The organism is Synechococcus sp. J7-Johnson (assembly GCF_024345795.1).
Classification (GTDB): Bacteria; Cyanobacteriota; Cyanobacteriia; order PCC-6307; family Cyanobiaceae; genus Regnicoccus_A.
In genome coordinates, this window is the sequence record NZ_JAGQBU010000001.1 from 109,054 (window position 1) to 126,186 (window position 17,133).

Annotated in this window: 14 protein-coding genes; 7 read left to right on the forward strand and 7 right to left on the reverse strand. The window is 67.8% G+C overall.

Annotation, left to right across the window (positions count from 1 at the left end):
- Positions 1–204 precede the first annotated feature (204 nt).
- Complete coding sequence (locus KBY93_RS00650; RefSeq protein WP_255092281.1) at positions 205–1,860, forward strand: hypothetical protein; 1,656 nt, start codon at positions 205–207, stop codon at positions 1,858–1,860.
- A complete protein-coding gene (locus tag KBY93_RS00655) occupies positions 1,860–3,605 on the forward strand; it encodes a hypothetical protein (RefSeq protein ID WP_255092282.1) in 1,746 nt (581 codons plus the stop codon). The genes KBY93_RS00650 and KBY93_RS00655 overlap by 1 nt, the downstream gene beginning before the upstream one ends.
- On the opposite strand, the gene KBY93_RS00660 is transcribed toward KBY93_RS00655, so the two are convergent.
- Positions 3,551–5,944: a bifunctional (p)ppGpp synthetase/guanosine-3',5'-bis(diphosphate) 3'-pyrophosphohydrolase gene (locus KBY93_RS00660; RefSeq protein WP_255092283.1), complete on the reverse strand. Its 2,394-nt coding sequence runs from the start codon at positions 5,942–5,944 to the stop codon at positions 3,551–3,553. The two genes, KBY93_RS00655 and KBY93_RS00660, sit on opposite strands and share 55 nt — an antisense overlap.
- 105 nt (positions 5,945–6,049) lie before the next feature.
- Here KBY93_RS00660 and KBY93_RS00665 point away from each other — a divergent pair, with 105 nt between their 5' ends.
- Both KBY93_RS00665 and KBY93_RS00670 read left to right on the forward strand, forming a co-directional pair.
- On the forward strand, positions 6,050–7,669 hold the full coding sequence (locus KBY93_RS00665) for an ABC transporter ATP-binding protein (RefSeq protein ID WP_255092284.1): 1,620 nt from the start codon (positions 6,050–6,052) through the stop codon (positions 7,667–7,669).
- A gap of 3 nt (positions 7,670–7,672) precedes the next feature.
- Complete coding sequence (locus KBY93_RS00670) at positions 7,673–8,983, forward strand: chloride channel protein (protein ID WP_255092286.1); 1,311 nt, start codon at positions 7,673–7,675, stop codon at positions 8,981–8,983.
- Here the strand turns inward: KBY93_RS00670 and KBY93_RS00675 are convergent.
- From KBY93_RS00675 to KBY93_RS00685, 3 genes are read right to left on the reverse strand one after another with little or no spacing between them, the layout of a single operon-like run.
- Positions 8,934–9,938: an RluA family pseudouridine synthase gene (locus tag KBY93_RS00675; protein WP_255092287.1), complete on the reverse strand. Its 1,005-nt coding sequence runs from the start codon at positions 9,936–9,938 to the stop codon at positions 8,934–8,936. The genes KBY93_RS00670 and KBY93_RS00675 overlap by 50 nt on opposite strands.
- Positions 9,935–10,858 carry a ribosome biogenesis GTPase YlqF gene (gene ylqF, locus KBY93_RS00680; RefSeq protein WP_255092289.1) on the reverse strand — a complete coding sequence of 308 codons (924 nt, stop codon included), beginning with the start codon at positions 10,856–10,858 and terminating at the stop codon, positions 9,935–9,937. The genes KBY93_RS00675 and ylqF overlap by 4 nt, the downstream gene beginning before the upstream one ends.
- The gene (locus KBY93_RS00685) at positions 10,858–11,241 is read right to left on the reverse strand and encodes a universal stress protein (RefSeq protein ID WP_255092290.1); all 384 of its coding nucleotides are present in this window, start codon (positions 11,239–11,241) and stop codon (positions 10,858–10,860) included. The genes ylqF and KBY93_RS00685 overlap by 1 nt, the downstream gene beginning before the upstream one ends.
- 137 nt (positions 11,242–11,378) lie before the next feature.
- On the opposite strand from KBY93_RS00685, the gene KBY93_RS00690 reads away from it, so the two are divergent.
- Positions 11,379–12,584, forward strand: a complete 1,206-nt coding sequence (locus KBY93_RS00690; RefSeq protein ID WP_255092291.1) for a phosphoglycerate kinase — start codon at positions 11,379–11,381, stop codon at positions 12,582–12,584.
- An 8-nt stretch (positions 12,585–12,592) separates the two neighbouring features.
- On the opposite strand, the gene KBY93_RS00695 is transcribed toward KBY93_RS00690, so the two are convergent.
- Complete coding sequence (locus KBY93_RS00695) at positions 12,593–13,039, reverse strand: hypothetical protein (RefSeq protein WP_255092292.1); 447 nt, start codon at positions 13,037–13,039, stop codon at positions 12,593–12,595.
- Between the two features lie 72 nt (positions 13,040–13,111).
- Between KBY93_RS00695 and KBY93_RS00700 the strand changes: the two genes are divergently transcribed.
- The gene (locus KBY93_RS00700; protein WP_255092293.1) at positions 13,112–14,008 is read left to right on the forward strand and encodes an NAD(P)-dependent oxidoreductase; all 897 of its coding nucleotides are present in this window, start codon (positions 13,112–13,114) and stop codon (positions 14,006–14,008) included.
- Here KBY93_RS00700 and KBY93_RS00705 read toward each other — a convergent pair.
- On the reverse strand, positions 13,998–14,753 hold the full coding sequence (locus tag KBY93_RS00705; RefSeq protein ID WP_255092295.1) for a hypothetical protein: 756 nt from the start codon (positions 14,751–14,753) through the stop codon (positions 13,998–14,000). The two genes, KBY93_RS00700 and KBY93_RS00705, sit on opposite strands and share 11 nt — an antisense overlap.
- 72 nt (positions 14,754–14,825) lie before the next feature.
- On the opposite strand from KBY93_RS00705, the gene KBY93_RS00710 reads away from it, so the two are divergent.
- Positions 14,826–15,911 carry a glycosyltransferase gene (locus tag KBY93_RS00710; protein WP_255092296.1) on the forward strand — a complete coding sequence of 362 codons (1,086 nt, stop codon included), beginning with the start codon at positions 14,826–14,828 and terminating at the stop codon, positions 15,909–15,911.
- Here the strand turns inward: KBY93_RS00710 and KBY93_RS00715 are convergent.
- Entirely contained in the window at positions 15,908–17,029 is a 1,122-nt protein-coding gene (locus tag KBY93_RS00715; RefSeq protein WP_255092297.1) for a histidinol-phosphate transaminase, read from the reverse strand. The genes KBY93_RS00710 and KBY93_RS00715 overlap by 4 nt on opposite strands.
- Positions 17,030–17,133: the final 104 nt, after the last annotated feature.

Here is a 17,133-nt window from a genome sequence, read left to right on the forward strand (position 1 = left end):
GATGAATTCAGACAGAGCCCAACGGTGGACGCTGTAGCGCCGAGCACTCGGATCGTGCGCTGTGGCTGGATCCTCACTGGCCAACCAGGCGTCAGGCCAGGCCTGCCAGGCCGCCAGCGGCTCCAGGGCAGTCAAGGTGTTCCGCTAGGACCGCTGAAACTGCCCATCCATGCAGACTGTGCCCTGGACGACCTGCAGCGAAACTTGAGCAGACAACGCATCGTGCTGACGGCGCTGTGGCTGCTCACCCTGGTCAGCCTTGCCGTGCGTGTCTGGCGGGCCAGCACCATCTCCGGCAGTTACGATGAAGAGATCGATTCGCTCGTCTATCTCAGCCAGCGCTGGTTGCAGGGGGGGCTCCTTTACCAAGAAAGCTATCTGCGTCAGTGGCCGATCGTCCAGTTGCTCTACGCCCCCGCAGCCTGGCTGGGATCGATTCAGGCGCACCGGATCCTGGTCATGGGCCTCAACCTGCTCGGCGGCGTTCTGCTGGCCTCAGCGGTGCGGAAGTTCTCACGCGCTGGCCTCATCCAGCTGGGGCCCAAGTCCCTGGTCCCCCTGGCCAGTGGGGTCCTGCTGGTGATCCTGAGCCAGAAAATTCCTGGCGGGATAGCCGGGAGCCCGCACCAGTTCGCCAACACCTTTCTGGTGCTCGGCGTCTACATGCTGGGTCGGGGCCTGCCCGGTGCGAGGGAACTCCACGGGCGGCGGGCCTGGCTGGTAGCCACTGGGGCGATGGGGATGATGGCGGTGGCCTGCTTCTTCACCCTGATCTATCCCCTCACCCTGGTGAGTGTCCTGGTGCTGGTGCACCACCGTCAGCCGGGTCGGGCCGCAGGAGCCCTCGCTGGTGGCGCCGTCCTGGCAACAGCCCTGATGTTCCTGCCCTATCTGTTCGTGGCGGATGGGGCTAGCCACGCCTGGGCCGGCGCTGTGGCCCTGCCGCTGCAGTGGATCAGTCAGCAGATCTGGAGGGAAGCCGATGTGGGCTTCCTGTTCGGAGAACTGATCCGCACGCCGCTCGCAGGATTGCCGCTGTGGCTGCTTGCGCTGATGCCAGCGGCCGGGGTGGTCCTGATCGCCCGAAAGACGTGGAACGCGCCCGGGCGACGTCGCGAACGGTTGTTGCTGGTGCCTGGTCTGGCAGTGGTGTTCCTGCTCGAGCTCACCTGGTCGTTCCAGCGCACCGATTTCAACGGCCATGACGGCCAGTTGGTCGTGGTCCCCGTGGTTCTGTTCTTGGCCTCGGGGATGGCGGCTCTGGAGCGCTCCGGCCGACCCGCCGTTCGCCGGGCCGCCTTCAGTGGCACCTTGATCCTCTCGCTGATCCTGTTCAACAACATGTTCATCGCCGAGGTCTTCGGCGCCCCGTCACGACTCTCGAGCCGGGTGATCGCGCTGGAGCAGGACCGCACCATGCTGCGCACCTACCTGGCCTCCCTTCCCGCTGAAAACCGCGGCTTCACGGCGCCTCAGGATCCAGCTCTGCAATGGCAGTTGAACGTGCCGGCCACCACCGTGGGCATCGGCCCCGACTGGAGCCTCAATCCCCAGGGGATGAAAGCGTCCTGGGCCACCACCGTTATCGGCCTGCCGGTGGGGGCGGCCCAGACCTGCGCCCAGCTGCTTAAGCCCGCCAACGCTCACCTGGTTTGGAAGCGGGTCGATCCGGAGGGTCCGAACACCGAGGCCTTCATGCGCCAGTGCCTCAGCCAGGAGCCCGGGCGCTGGGAAGAGCTCACCCAGGATCTGGGGCTGCGCACCGGCGAATTCAAACTGTTCCGCCGCCAGGGCGACCCCATTTCGGGTTCGGCCCCTTCTGGCTTGACACGATCATCAGCGCGGCAGGATCCGCGCTGATGGACCACGGTGCAGCTCCGCATCGCCAATGGCTGGGGCTACTGGCCGTCACCTGGCTCCTGATTCTGGTCGGGATTGGCCTGCGGGTCTGGAATGCTCCCAGCAGCGTGGGGAGTTATGACATTGATATCGACACGTTCTTCTTTCTCGGCTGGAAGTTAACGCAAGGCAGCCTTCTCTACACCGATCACTTCGATTCGAAGTGGCCGATCGTTCAATATCTCTTCGTTCCATCGGCCCTGCTTGGTTCGATCCGCTCGCACCGGGTTCTGGTGGTCCTGCTCAATGCCGCGACGGCAGTGGTGCTGGCCCGCAGCGTCGGGAGCCTCAGGCGCAGCGGCTGGATCGCAGCTGCCCATGGGTACCCCCTGCCCTGGGTGGCCGCTGCGCTCTATCTCCTGCTCAGCCAGAAACTTGTCGGGGGTCTATCAGGCCACATCCATCACTACGCCAACTCGTTTCTGGTGTTCGGCCTCGCCTGCCTCAGCCGTGAGGTGGCACGGCGTGCGGATCTGCAGGCGCCGCCGCGAGCGGCCCGAGGCTGGCTGGTGGCGGCAGGGTTCTGGTTCTTCCTGGCTGCCGCAGTTCGCCCCAACCTGATCGCTCCGCTCCTGCTCACCACCCTGGCCTGCCAGTTGTGGCGATTCGCCAGTGGCCGGCGTCGCGGTCTGTCCACTGGCGCCCTGTTGATGGAGTGCATGGCCATGGTCGGTGGCGGTCTGCTCGGTGCCTTGCTGGTCTTCGCCCCCTACGCGTTCGTTCCCGATGGCCCTGCAAGAGCCTGGGCCGGAGCGGTCGAAGTCCTGCTGGAGTGGAGCGGTCAGGCGATGCAGGACCAGGGCACGATGCTCCACTTCCTGCGGCAGATGTCAGTGGTAGGCATCGCCGGCATTGAGGTCTGGATCCTGATGATCCTGCCCCTGCTGGGCATCGCCGGCTGGGTGCGTCGGGCGAACCGCCATGGCAGCGGCGGCCGCCTTCTGCTGCTGCCGGCACTGGCCACTCTGTATCTGGTGGGACTGGCGCTCTCTTTTGAGCACACCCACTACTGGGGGCACTACGACCTGATGAGCGTGCTTCCGTACACGCTCTTGATCGTCAGCGGCATCGGCCTGCTCACTGCCCAGCAACGGCAGGCACGCAGCCAGGCCTGGAGTGAGGCAATAGTTCTGGTGCTTTCGCTGATCCTGGCTTACAACATCGTGAGCGCCGAACTCTTGACGCCCTCACCCACAGGCCAGAACAGCCGCAAGCAGGCCGCCTCCGCCCGACTCGCAGGCGAATGGAGCCTGGTTCGGAACCACCTGGCAGCGCAGCCGCCGGAGCAGCGAGGATTCATCTCCCCTCAGGACTTCTCCCTGCACTGGCAACTTCACCAGGACGCCTCCACAGTCGGCAGCCATCCCAGCTGGAGCCTTGAGCCCTATGGCCTGACCGCCTCCTGGGCCACCCGCCGCCTCGGCCTTGCCATCACCGACGCCCAGGCTTGCGACCAGCTCGTCGCTGCTGAAAATCACACGATCGTCTGGAAGGCCACCGATCGCGGTGGGCGCCATTCAGAGAGCTTTCTGAAGAAATGCCTGGCCAGCCGAACGTCGCAGTGGACGGAGATCACCGCCAGGGTCGGCCTGAGCGGAGAGATCTACAAGCTGTTTGAACGTCACCCAGGTCCGAGGCAGGCACCCCCTGATCAGCCGATGCCGGTGCGGCAGAGATCGAGCACGTCGGCCATGGAGCGGATCTGATCCATGGTGGTCGCAAGCTGGCTGGCGCTGACGAGCTCCACCTTGAGATCGATGCGGGCGGGCTTGCCGTAGGCCGTGCGCACCCGGGCATCACTGACGTTGATGCGGCTGTCGGAGAGGCGCGTGAGGATGTCCTTGAGCACACCGACACGATCGAGCACCTCGATCCGGATCTGAACGGGGTAGCGACGACGCTGCTGGTCAGCGGCCGGATTCCAGCGCACCGGCAATCGCCGCTCCACCGGAACGGCAGCCACATTGGCGCAGTCCTGACGGTGAATCGTGATGCCGTGGTTGCCCAGGGCGACGCTGCCGACAATCGCTTCCCCGGGCAGGGGACAGCAGCAGCCTCCCAGCCGGTACTCCAGGCCCTCCAGCCCCAGGATCGGACTGCCGCTGCCATCCGCCGAGGATGGCAGCGGCAAACTGGCCTGATCAGACACGCTGCGGGCGAGGTCCTCGTTGCTGAGCACCGGGGCTGCCGCCGCTGTAGCGAGCCGGACCTCCTCACGCAGGCGGTTGACCACCTGCTGCAGGGTGACGCCACCGAAGCCGAGGGCCGCCAACAGATCCTCGGTGCCCACCAGGTTGCAGCGGCGGGCCACCTTCGCGATCGCCTCTCCGTTGAGCAGGGCATCGAAGCCGTCTCGGCCCAGCTCCCGCTCCAGCATGGAAGTGCCCCGCTGGATGTTCTCCTGGCGATGGCTGCGTTTGTACCACTGCCGGATGCGGTTGCGGGCGGTGGGGGTAGCAACGAAGTTGAGCCAATCGAGGCTCGGATGGGCCGACTTCGCAGTGATGATCTGAACGAAATCACCGTTGCGCAGTGGCGTGGCCAATGGGCAGAGACGGTCGTTGATGCGCACGCCCTGGCAGTGGTTTCCCACTTCAGAGTGAATGCGAAAGGCGAAATCCACAGCTGTGGATCCCTTGCGCAACCCCACCACATCCCCCTGGGGTGTGAACACGAAAACCTCCTCATCGAAGAGATCTTCCTTGATCGAGGCGAGATAATCGCTGCTGTCTTCGCCTCCATCGTCCTGCTGCCAGTCGACCAGCTGGCGCAGCCAATTGAAGCGATCGGCGGCACCGGCTGAGGCGGGTGAGCCTCCCTCCTTGTACTTCCAATGGGCGGCAATGCCGTACTCCGCCACCTGGTGCATCTCCGTGGTGCGGATCTGCACCTCGATCGGCCGATGACGGCCGATCACGGCGGTGTGCAAAGACTGATAGCCGTTGGGCTTTGGCAGACCGATGTAGTCCTTGAAACGGCCAGGAATCGGGCGGAAGGTGTCATGAACCACCGCCAGAGCGCGATAACAGCTCTCGAGATTGGGCGTCAGGATGCGCAGGGCCGCCACATCGAAGATTTCGTGGAAGGCCTTCTGCTGCATCTGCATCTTGCTCCAGATGCCATAGAGATGCTTGGGCCGGCCGCTCACCTCACAGTCGTGCAGACCCGCGCCCTGAAGCCGTTGCACCAGCAGGGCCACCGTGGCAGCCAGTCGCTCCTCACGGTCACTGCGTTTGCTGGCCACCTGCTGCTTGATCTCGCCATAGGCCTCTGGCTCGAGGATCTTGAAGGCGAGGTCTTCGAGTTCCCACTTGAAGCGGCCGATGCCGAGCCGGTTGGCGAGGGGTGCGTAGATCTCGCGGGTTTCACGGGCAATCCGCTGCTGCTTTTCGGGCTTGAGGGCCCCGAGGGTGCGCATGTTGTGCAGCCGGTCCGCCAGCTTCACCAGCACCACGCGGATGTCACTGGCCATGGCCAGGAACATCCGCCGCAGGTTCTCCGCCTGGGCTTCGGTGTGATTGGTGAAGTGAATGCCTCCGAGCTTGGTGACCCCTTCCACCAGAGCGCGCACCTCGGCGCCGAAGTGAAGCTCAAGCTCCTCGGAGGTGACGTCGGTGTCCTCGACCACGTCGTGCAGGAAGCCGGCGGCGATCACCCCGGCGCTGGCGCCGATGTCGCGCAGCAGATCAGCGACGGCGACCGGATGGATGATGTAGGGCTCGCCTGTGGCTCTTACCTGGCCGTCGTGGAGCTGGAAGGCGAAATCAAAAGCTGCTGCCAGCAGGGCTTCAGGGTCGGTAGGGCAGGTCTCCCCGTCGCCGGGGGGCACATGCACGATGCACTCCCTGAGCCAATCGGGGAGCTTCACCCCGTAGTCGTCGGGGGAGCGGATCGGCCGCCGTCTCAGAGCTGGGACCGCGTCGACCACCAGGGACGGCGGATCGCCACAGTCCTCAGCCAGGCCAGGGCAGTGGCCGACAAGCGTCCCGGCCTCCAGGCTCTCGCCCGCAACGTTGTCCTTGATTCCAACGGCGGTATCGAGCATCACCGGACACTTCTGACTCCATCGTATGCAGATCACGCAACAAAACCACGAGTGCACCCGCACGCCCCCCATGCTGTGCCAGCACGTCCTGATCCGCCGCGTCCCATGGCCGACACGCGTGCCGCCGAGCCGGTGCTGGAGATCAGCGACCTGGTCGTGAGCTACCCAGGCGGCAGCGCGGCCCCCACCCTCAATGGCCTCAACCTGCGCCTCTGCTCCGGTGACACCCTTGCCCTGGTGGGACCCTCCGGCTGCGGCAAAAGCACAGTGGCGCGGGCGGTGCTGCAGTTGCTGCCACCCGGCAGTCACTGCAGCGGACACCTGAGCCTGTCGGGCCAGGACCCCCGTGCTCTGAAGCGTCCGGCCCTGCGCCAGTTGCGGGGGGAAGCCGTTGGGCTGGTGTTCCAGGACCCGATGACAAGGCTGAACCCGCTCCTGCGCATCGGTGAACACCTCAGCGACACCATCTCGGCCCATCGTCCCGGCTGGGAGCGGGAACGGGTACGCCAGCGAGCGGAGCAGCTGCTGCAGCGGGTTGGCATCGGCCCGGATCGCTACAGCAGCTATCCCCATGAGTTCAGCGGTGGCATGCGCCAGCGGCTGGCGATCGCCCTGGCCATGGCCCTGGAGCCGGCCCTGGTGATCGCCGATGAGCCCACCACCAGCCTGGATGTGGCCGTGGCGGCCCAGGTGATGGCCGAGCTCACCGACCTCTGCCGCGAGAGTGGCAGCGCCCTGCTGCTGATCAGCCACGACCTCGCCATGGCGGGGCGCTGGTGCCAGCGCATCGCCGTGCTCGACCATGGGCAGGTGGTGGAGGAGGGGCCCGCCATCGAACTGCTGCGCTCTCCCAAGGCACCGCTCAGCCAGCGGCTGGTGGCGGCGGCCCGTGCCCGCGAAGGCAGCCACACCCCGGCCAGCGCCGAGGCGTCGCTGCTGCTGGAGGTGGAGGAACTCCGCTGCTGGCATCCGCTGCCCTCAGCGCCGTGGCGGCGGCGCTGGCTTAAGGCCGTCGATGGCGTGAGCCTGCGCCTGGGGCCGGGGGAAACCCTCGGGGTGGTGGGAGCGTCCGGTTGCGGCAAGAGCACCCTCTGCCGCGCCCTGATGGGGCTGACACCGGTGCGGGGTGGCCGGGTGAGCCTGGAGGGCCGCGACCTGCTCAGGATGGGCGGGGGGGAGCTCGCCAGAGCCCGCCGCAGCCTGCAGATGGTCTTCCAGGATCCGCTGGCCTGCCTCAATCCGAGCATGACGGTGGGGGAAGCGGTGGCGGATCCGCTGCTGATCCATGGCCTCGCCAGCAGGCTTGAGGCCCGCGCCAGGGCCCGAGAAGGGCTGGCCACCGTGGGACTTGAGCCGCCGGAGCTCTACGAGAACCGCATGCCGCGGCAGCTCTCGGGAGGCCAGCAGCAACGGGTGGCCATCGCCCGCACCCTGGTGCTGGAGCCGAAGGTGCTGCTCTGCGATGAGAGCGTGAGCATGCTCGACGCCGAAGTGCAGGCTGAGGTGCTGGCCCTGCTGCGGCAACTGCAGGGGCGCCTCGGTCTGGGGTTGATCTTCGTTACCCACGACCTGGCTGTGGCCGGCGGCTTCTGTCAGCGATTGATCGTGCTCGACGGGGGGCGAATCGTGGAGGAGGGGCCAGCTGGAGCGATGCTCGAGCGGCCCCAGGCCGTGATCACCCGCCAGCTGGTGGAGGCCTGCCCACGGCTGCCAGCGCCCGCCTGAACCATGCCCTTCCTCCGCCGGGTGTCATTGCGGAAGATCGCGAGCCTGCTGCGGCTGTTCCTGCTGGTGAATGCGATCGGCATCGGGGTGGCCCTGGCGATCTGGGTCTACGGACTGGAGATCCAGGCGGTGAATGCCCTGCGCCTCCAACTGGCCAATCACCTGCCCCGCTGGTTCGTGCTGCCCATGATGGGCGCGCTGGGGGGCGCCATCGCCGGAGGCCTTATCAGCGCTGTGGAGCCCGGTGCCAAGGGATCGGGGATCGTGCAGGTGATGCTCTGGCTGCGAGGGGTGCCGGTGCCCATGGGCTGGCGGGTGGCGGTGGTGAAGCTGCTGGCCAGTGGCGTGGCGATCGGCGGCGGCATCCCGGTGGGGCCTGAGGGGCCATCGATTCAGATCGGTGCCTCCCTGGCCAAGGAAGCCGCTGGTGGGATTTACCCCCACGACCACCAGCAACGTCTGGCGGTGGCCATCGGCAGTGGCGCGGGATTGGCTGCCGTGTTCCACTCCCCCCTTGGTGGAGCGCTGTACACGATCGAGGAGTTGCTCAAGCGCTCGGACGTGCGCACCAACGCCATCGCGGCCTTCGCCACCTTTGCCACCATCGCCTGGACCCGCCTGCTCTCGGCGGCTCCCGTGGGACCGGCCTGGCTGCGTGATTTGTTGCCGATGATCCTCTATCCCAGCCGCGTCGATGATTTCCGCCTGGTGGATGTGCCGATCCTGCTGCTGCTGGGAGTTCTCGCCGGTGGTTTGGCGGTTTTTTATCAGCGTGGCATCCTGCGCCTGCGCCTGGCCCTGAGGCAGCTGAGGCTGGAGGCCTGGCAACTGCTGCCGCTGGTGGGGCTGACGATCGGCCTGGGCTGGTCGCTCCTGCCCGGCAGCTTCGACAACCCTGACCGTCTCGACTTCGACGCCCTGCTGGGGCTAAGCGGCCCGTCCACCGCCCTGCTGGCCCTGGGGGTTCAAGGAGTGGGTACAGCCGTGGCGGTGGCGGCGGAGGCACCAGGGGGGTTCCTGGCACCGGCCCTGGTGGTGGGCGCATCCCTGGGCACCCTGGTGCAGCAACTCTGCCTGCTGCTGTTCTCCTATGCCCCGGCCACCCTGCTGTTCGCCGGGGGCGGCGCCTTCCTGGGCGCCCTCACGCGCACGCCGCTGACGGCGATCCTGCTCAGCTTCGAGCTGAGCAAGAACTACGCCCTGCTGCTGCCGATCGGCTTTGCGGTGCTCACCGCGATAGCCGTGGCCGACCAGCTCGAGCGCCTCACTCTGTTCGATGTGATGCTTGAGGAAGCCAGCCCTGGCTCCCGCTGACGGCTGGGTTGAGGCGCTGGCGCAGGGCGGTGAGCAGGGCCTCGAACACTGGCGGCAGTGGAGCCGCGAAAGCCAGCCGCTTGCCGCTGATCGGATGATCGAGACCCAGGGCCACCGCATGCAGGGCCTGCCCGGGCAGCTCCAGCGGCAACTTGCGGCAGCGGCTGTAAGTGACATCGCCCACGATCGGATGGCCGATGTGGGCGCAGTGGACGCGAATCTGATGGGTCCGGCCGGTGTCGAGCCGGAAGCGCAGCAGGGAGTAATCGCCGAGGCGCTCGATCAGGGTCCAGTGGGTGCAGGCGAAGCGACCCTTCTCATCGGCCACCACGGCGTATTTCTTGCGATCGGCAGGATGACGGCCGATCGCCCCCACGATCGTGCCGCTCTCGGCCGCAGGCGCCCCATGCACCACCGCCAGGTACTCCCTTGAGGCCACCCGCTTCTGGATCTGCACCTGCAGTCGCACCAGGGCCTCCTGGCTCTTGGCGACCACGATGCAGCCGGTGGTGTCCTTGTCGAGGCGATGAACGATGCCGGGGCGCATCTCACCCCCGATACCGGGCAGATCGGGGCAGTGGTGCAGCAGACCATTCACCAGCGTGCCGTCGCGGTTGCCCGGCGCCGGATGCACCGTGAGGCCGGCCGGCTTGTTGAGCACGATCAGGTGGGCGTCTTCGTAGAGCACATCAAGGGGGATCGGCTGGGGCAGCAGGTAGGGCAGCGGCTCAGGCGGCGGCATCCACAGCTGCACTTCGTCGTGGAGCCGCAGGGGAGTCTTGGCCCGGCCCGTGACGCCATTGACACGCACGTAGCCGGCATCGATGAACTTCTGGATGCGGGCCCGGCTCTGCTCCGGCCGCTGGGCCACCAGCCAGCGGTCGAGGCGCATCGGCAGCGGCTTCGGGTAGTGGAGCTTGACCAGTTCACCCTCTCCTTCGCCGAAGCCCGTCATGCCGGCTCAGGCGGCAGCTCGAGGGCGATCGGACCCAGGATGGAGCGGCGGAAGTCGTCAAGCAGGCGCTGGGCCATGCGGGCTGTGTCGCCACTGGTGTGGCGGGCGGCGGCGGCCTCCAGCCAGCCCCAGCCATCCACCACGTTGTCCTCCAGGCGTGTGATCGGCACGCCATATCGCCCAAGTACGCCGCTGGAGGAGATCCCAGCCGCCGGATGGACCTGCAGACCATCAAGCAGGCGCAGGAAGGCCACGGCCACGGCCTCGCCGTCGTAGGCGGCCTGGCCGATGTCATCGCAGAGGGCGAGCAGCAGGGCGGCGCGCTGATCATCCAGGCGCGGCGGCAGCACCCCGGGGGCATCGAGAAGATCCAGCTCCTGGCCAAGTCGCACCCAGCGCAGGGTGCGGGTCACCCCGGCGCGGCGGGCGCTGTCGACCACCTTCTGACGCACGAGGCGGTTGATCAGGGCCGACTTGCCGACGTTGGGGAAGCCGAGCATCAGGGCGCGCACCGGGCGCGGCCGCATGCCCCGTCCCGCCCGGCGGGCGTTGAGCTGCCCCCCAGCGCGGATGGCCGCCTCCTGGAGCTGCTTGACGCCGGTGCCCACCTTGGCGTCGCACCACCAGGGGGTCTCGCCGCGTTCACGCAGCCAGTGGTCCCAGGCCTGGCGTGCCGCTTCGTTGATCATGTCGCGGCGGTTGATCACCAGCAGACGCGGCTTGGCTTTCATCCAGCGCTGCAGGCGGGGGTGGCCGGTGGCCCGGGGGATGCGGGCATCTCGCACCTCGATCACCAGATCCACCTTGGCGAGCTGGGTGAACAGCTGCCGCTCCGCCTTGGCGATGTGCCCCGGATACCACTGGATCGCGGGGGCCGACTGGCTCAGACCCTCTCCGACGGGGGTGGCGATCCCCTCCATCAGGGCACCACCAGCACAGGGCAGGGGGCCAGCTGGATCACCCGCGACGCGGTGCTGGGCTGATCGGCATCGAGGGAAAGGCCGCGGGTGCCCATCACGATCAGGTCAGCATTGATCTCATCGGCCACATCCCCGATCACGAAGGCGGGCCGCCCTTCGCGCTCGATCACCTCGCAGGTCACACCGGCCTGCTCGAAGTGGCCGCGGGCCTGCTCCAGAAGCCGCGCCACGGCGGCGGCATCGTGCATGACACCCTCCTCAGGCTCCACCACGGAAAGCACCACCAGGCGGCTGCCGTGCTGGAGAGCCAGCTTCAGGGTCAGGGCCGCCGTGTCCATGGTCTGGCGGCTCTGGTCGATCGGAAACAGAACGGTGTTGAACATGGGTTCGCCATCAAGTGGTCGCCATCCCGGCGCAAGGGTCAGACAAAAGGTGCCGCCCCACTTGTCCTAGCGCCCGCCTCGAACCTGGGCCGAGGGCTGCGGGTTAATCTCGCCCATCCTCGATCACCCAGACCCCCATGGCGAAGCGATCCCTGACCAGCCTGTCCGCTGCCGATCTGCAAGGCAAGCGTGTTCTGGTGCGGGTCGACTTCAACGTACCTCTGGATGAGAGCGGTGCCATCAGCGATGACACCCGCATCCGCGCGGCCCTGCCGACCATCACCGACCTCACCGCCAAGGGCGCCAGGGTGATCCTGGCCGCCCACTTCGGCCGGCCCAAGGGCGAGGTGAATGAAGCGATGCGCCTCACGCCGGTTGCTGCCCGCCTGAGCGAGCTGCTGGGCAAGCCGGTTGTGAAAACTGAGAGCTGCATCGGCCCCGATGCCGAGGCGAAGGTGTCGGCCATGGCCGACGGTGATGTGGTGCTGCTGGAGAACGTGCGCTTCTTCGCCGACGAAGAGAAGAACGAGACCGAATTCGCCAGGAAGCTGGCTGCCCTGGCCGAGGTCTACGTGAACGACGCCTTCGGCGCCGCCCACCGGGCCCATGCCTCCACCGAAGGCGTGACCGAATTCCTCACTCCCAACGTGGCCGGTCACCTGATGGAGAAGGAGCTGCAGTATCTGCAGGGCGCCATCGATGAGCCGAAGCGCCCCCTGGCGGCGATCGTGGGCGGCTCGAAGGTGAGCAGCAAGATCGGCGTGCTCGAGTCGCTGATCGACAAGTGCGACAAGGTGCTGATCGGCGGCGGCATGATCTTCACCTTCTACAAAGCCCGCGGCCTGGCGGTGGGCAAGAGCCTCGTTGAGGAAGACAAGCTCGAGTTGGCCAGGGAGCTGGAGGCCAAGGCAAAGGCCAAGGGCGTGCAGCTGCTTCTCCCCACCGATGTGGTTCTGGCCGACGCCTTCTCCCCCGACGCCAACACCCTCACCACCTCGGTGAATGAAATTCCCGATGGCTGGATGGGCCTCGATATCGGCCCGGATTCGCTCAAGGCCTTCCAGGCCGCCCTGGCCGACTGCAAGACCGTGATCTGGAACGGCCCCATGGGCGTGTTCGAGTTCGACAAGTTCGCTGCCGGCACCAATGGTGTGGCCCACACCCTGGCCGAGTTGAGCGCTCAGGGCTGCTGCACGATCATCGGCGGCGGTGATTCCGTGGCAGCGGTGGAGAAGGTGGGGGTGGCCGAGAAGATGAGCCACATCTCCACCGGGGGCGGCGCCAGTCTCGAGCTGCTGGAGGGCAAGGTGCTCCCAGGCGTCGCCGCCCTCGACGACGCCTGAGGCCCCGCTCAGATCTTGTCGGCAGGGTCGCCCCAGCCCCCAGGGCCGCCCTTGCCACGGGAGCCCTCACCCCAGCCACCCTTGGGGGCCGGCAGTCCCAACCTTTGATGCAGGGCCCGGGCCTCCTGGCGGTTCCGGTTCATCAGCTCGCGCCTGGCCTGGCGTTCAGTCAGGCGGCAGCTACTGAGGGCCTTCAGGTCCTTGGCCTCGCCCAAGCAGCGCTCCCCCGTGCGAAGGATGGCGATCTGGTCGGTATGGGCCCGCAACGAGAGACTGCGCTGCCCCTTGAACAGCTCGCTTTCCTGGTTGGGGGTGAGCTGGATGCGGGCTGGAGCCTGCCGGGTGCTGGGGGCAGTGCCGGTCTGGGCCTGGCCCGAGCCCACCTGCAGCAGCATCGCCAGGGCGGCCGCGGCAGGAGGAATCAGCACAAGCTGGGCATTCCGTATGAACGACATGGCGGAAACGGTTCAGGCTCAACCATGCTCCCGTAGCCGGATCACCAGATCACAACTGAATCGGCAGGACTGATGACCAGATCTTTCGTGGCCTTCCTCGGTCTTGGAGCACTCGGGGCACCGATGGCAGCCCGTGTACTGGCGGCGGGGTTTCCCCTCATCGTCCACAACCGCAGCCGAGGGGCGGAAGAGCCGCTGGCCGCCTCAGGGGCCACCAGAGCGGCAACAGCGGCTGAAGCGGCGGCCTCAGCCGAGCTGATCGCCGTCTGCCTCAGCGATGACACCGCCGTTGAGGAGGTGCTGTTCGGCCCAGCCGGGGTTGCCGAAGGCGTGGCCCCAGGCTCCCTGGTGATCGACTTCTCCACCATCGCGGCAGCCACCAGCCAGCGTCTGGCCGCCCGCCTGGGCGAGCTGGGGGTGGGATATCTCGATGCCCCGGTCACCGGCGGCACCGAGGGGGCTCGAGCCGGCACGCTCTCCCTGCTGGTGGGAGGCTCCAGCAACCACTTGGAGCGCGCCCGCCCCCTGCTGGAGGTGGTGGGTGGCCGGATCAGTCATTTCGGGCCGGTGGGATCGGGCCAGCAGGTGAAGGCCGTCAACCAGATCCTGGTGGCCGGGAGTTATGCCGCCCTGGCGGAAGGCCTGGCCCTGGCCAGGGCCCTGGGGCTGCCGCTGCAACAGGTCTGCGCCGCCCTCGAGGGTGGCGCCGCTGGCTCCTGGGCCCTGCAGCACCGCGCCGGAGCGATGATCGAGAACTGCTATCCCCTCGGCTTCCGCCTGGCGCTGCACCGCAAGGATCTGGCGATCGCCCTCGAGACAGCCGCCGCGGCCGGTGTGACCCTGCCGATCAGTACCAGCGTGGCCGGGATCGAAGATGCCCTGATCGCCGCCGGTCACGGCGACGAGGATGTATCAGCTCTGGCGCGTTGGTTCAGCCCAGACCAGGCCCCAGGTTTGCTCAGGGAGTGAGCGCGGCCTTATCGGCCACAACCCGCACCCGCTTGGTGGTGCTGATGATGCCCTTGGGGTGGACCAGCAGCACGGCCCAGGTCTGGCTGCCGGGCTTGAGGGGTGCCTGCACCGACTTGAACAGGCCCCCACCGCCGAGGGCCGCCAGCTCCAGATCGGGGGTTTCCAGAGCGCTGATCTGCTCGGGCGTGATGGCGGCGATGCCACCGGCTGCCACCGCCCCATCGAGCGGTTCATCGAAGACCACATCCACGTCGTAGCGCTGGCCCGTGAGCACCGCGTCCGGAATCAGCACACTCACCGGCAGGCTTGCCTCACCGCTGCGCAGGGTGGTGGTTTCACGGATCAATTCCTGGCCGTTCAGCCTTGTGCCGCTGGCGCTGAGGGCCAGCACCTGCTCGGCCTGCAGGCTGTAGCGGAAGGGGCCCTCCGAGCGGCTGCCGGTAACCGCGATCGCCACGGTGGGGCGACCATCGCGCAGGGGAGCTCCACTGCTCACCGTCCAGCGAGCATCGGGGAAGCGATCGCGCAGAAGCTTGTAGCGGGCCTCCAGGCGAGCGGGATCCAGGCCGGGGCCAGCTTCCACCATGGCGGCCAGGTTGGAGGAGTTTCCGCTGTTAAGGGCGCCCTCCAGGCTCTGGAGCAGGGCCGGAGACGGTGGGGCGGCCTTGGCAGCCGGCAGGCTGACAACCACCGTGGCCGCCAGCAATGCCAGAAGGAACGGGTGGAGGGGCGACTGCGGCATCGGGGATGGCCATGGCGGCCCTTTTAAGTTAGGCGCGCCCAGGTCAAGCGCCGTGCCCGTCAGTGAAGGTCCATGTCCAGGCTCCTGATCGCGGCCAGCGGCACCGGCGGGCACCTGTTCCCGGCCCTGGCGGTGGCGGAAGCCCTGCCCGACGGCTGGCAGGTGCAATGGCTGGGGGTTCCCAACCGCCTCGAGCGGGAGCTCGTTCCCAGTCGCTATCCCCTGCACACGATCCGGGCGGGAGGGTTGCAGGGCCGGGGCTTGCGCAAGCTGTGGCAACTGCTGCGCCTGATCGCTGCCAGCGTGGCGGTGCGCCGGCTGATCCGGCGTGAGGGCATCGGCCTGGTATTCAGCACCGGGGGCTACATCGCCGCACCGGCGATCCTGGCGGCCCGCTGGTGCGGGGTGCCGGTGGTCCTGCATGAATCCAACGCCATCCCAGGGCGGGTCACCCGCCTGCTCGGTCGGCACTGCAGCCAGGTTGCGGTGGGGCTGCGGGCGGCGGCGGAACGTCTGCCCAAGTGCCGGCCCCTGGTAACGGGCACACCGGTGCGCGCCGACTTCCTGCGGCCAGCCCCCCTGCCCAGCTGGGTGCCCGATGGAGATGGCCCCCTGGTGCTGGTGATGGGCGGCAGCCAGGGTGCCCTTGGCCTCAACCGCATGGTGCGCCCCCTGGTGCCGAGGCTGGTGGCCGCCGGCTGCCGAGTGGTGCACCTCACCGGCAGCAGCGATCCGGACAGCGGCAGCCTGCGAATCCCCTCCTACATCGAGCGGCCCTTCAGCGACGAACTCCCCGGCCTGTTGCAGCACGCCCAGCTGGCCATCAGCCGTGCGGGGGCCGGCAGCCTCAGCGAACTGGCTGTCTGCTGCACCCCCACGATCCTGGTGCCGTTCCCCCAGGCGGCCGACCATCACCAGGACGCCAACGCCGAAGCCGCCGCGGAAGCCGGAGCCGCCGTGATCGTGTGGCAGCACGCCCCTGAGCATGCGGCCCTGGAGCAGGCGGTGTGGCGGCTGCTGGGGCCACGGCTACGCGGAGCAAGCGCTGGCCTCGATCCGCTCCACACCCTGAGGGCGGGCATGGAGCGCCTGGCGGTGCGCGACGCCGATCAGCGGCTGGCGGAGCTACTGATCGAGCTGGTGAGAAAACACAGCTAGCGGCTGATCTCCTGCCGCAGGGCCCGCAGCAGCCGTCGGTTGTTGCGGCGGTTTTGCAGGGCGATCCGCAACCAGCGCTCGCCCAGGCCAGCAAAGGAGCGGCAGTCGCGCAACAGCACGCGATGGTGCCGCTCCAGCCGCTCGCGCAGCGGCACCAGGGAACTCTCCGAGAGCACCAGCAGGAAGTTGGCGGCCGAAGGCAGTGGCGTGAGACCTGGCAGCTGCTGCAGGCCCTGCTCCAGCCAGGGACCCTCCGCCGCCACCCAGCGCTGCACCCGCTCCTGCCAGCGCCGATCGCCCACCACTACCTCCCCCACGGCGGCGGCCAGACCATTCACCGGCCAGGGGTCGCGCCAACAGGCCCAGCGCCGCAGCCTGGCGGGATCGGCCAGGGCGTAGCCCAGACGCAGGCCAGCAATCGCCAGCAGTTTGGTGAGGCTGCGGATCACCACCAGCTGGGGGTGGTCTTTGAGCAATGGCACCAGCGACTGCTCCTCCCCGCCAGGCACCAGGGGCAGAAACGCCTCATCCACGATCACCAGCTCAAAGCGCTCCAGCAGGGGCTCAAGGGAGCTTCGGCTCCAGAGCTGGCCGGTGGGGTTGTGGGGATTGGTGATCCACACGGCCTGATGAGCACCTGACGGAGCTGGCGGCAGTGGCTGAGGCCAGGTCAGCGCTCCCGGCAGCGGCAGCTCGAGGGGCCAGGCGCTCCAGGCACCGCCCCAGCAGGCCAGGGCCCGGGGATAGTCGGCAAAACCCGGGGCAGGCAGCAGGCTGGCGCCCGCCGCGGCCGCATCGCGGGCCAGCCAGGTGAACAGCTCGGCGGCCCCGTTGCCGGGCAGCACAGCGGCCGGATCGAGCTGGTGGTGGGTGGCGATGGCCTGGCGCAAGCGCAGATGGTCACGGTCGGGGTAATCCCGCAGGGGGGAAGGCCGGCCTGCTGGCGTGCGCACCACCGCCGCCAGAACCCGCCGCACCGAAGCCGGCGGCCCAAAGGGCACCAGGGAGGCGCTGGCATCGAGCAGATCGGCCGGGCGGCAGCCCAACCGCCTGGCCACGGCCTCCAGGTTGCCGCCATGGCGATCGGGCATCAGCAGATCCAGAGGGGCATCGCCCATGCCAGCTCCAGCAGTCCCCCCAGCGTGAACGCCAATGGCCCCCAACATGGACCAGGCCAGTCCTCAGCGGCTGATGGTGCTGGCGAACGACCCCCAGGTGAGGA